1 protein-coding gene is annotated in these 722 nt (G+C 73.0%); it reads right to left on the bottom strand.

All coding sequences use genetic code 11. From position 1 onward, the window contains the following. Positions 1-74: 74 nt before the first annotated feature. The coding region (locus AC1DWF_RS34355; RefSeq protein WP_476842956.1) for a ribonuclease HII at positions 75-722 on the bottom strand (648 nt) is incomplete at its 5' end.

The raw sequence follows: 722 nt of genomic DNA on the forward strand, positions 1-722 counted from the left end.
GAGTCGCTCCGTCAACAGCCAGCCGCCCGGCGATGCAGCTTTCCCCGCATGCGTGGCCGTCAGGCTGCTTCGGCTCAGGCGCCCAGGAGCACGCCTTGCAAGGCCTCCTCCACGGGCGCGAAGCCGCGGCGATGGTGCGGGCAGGCCCCGTGCTCCTGCAGCGCCGTCCGATGGCGCTGCGTCGCATAGCCGAAATGCTGGCCGAAGCCGTAGGCCGGCCAGCGCTGGCAGAGCTTCCGCATCCCCGCGTCGCGCACCGTCTTGGCCAGGATGGAGGCCGCCGCGATCGAGAGGCTCAACCCGTCGCCGCCGATCACGCATTCCACCCGGCAGGGCATGGGCGGCGGCCGGTTGCCGTCCACCAGCACGATCTCGGGCGCAACGGCGAGGCGCGTCACGGCCCGGCGCATGGCAAGCAGCGTGGCCTGGAGGATGTTGATGCGGCCGATCTCGGCGGTGGAGGCGGCGCCGACCGCCATGACCAGCCAGCCCTTGCCGGCGGCCTCGCGCAGGCCGAGCGCCGCCTCCAGCCGCTGCGGCTCGGTCAGGCGCTTGGAATCATCGAGGAGCTTCGCGAGCCTGCGGGGACAAGGCCGGAGGAACAGGACGGCCGCGGCCATCACCGGCCCGGCCAGCGGTCCGCGGCCGGCCTCGTCCACCCCCGCGACGAGGCCCCCCAACGAGGCTTCCAGGCTGAAATCCGGCATGGCGCGATTTAGCCC

The sequence above is a fragment of the Aminobacter sp. P4_D5 genome, from assembly GCF_056401815.1.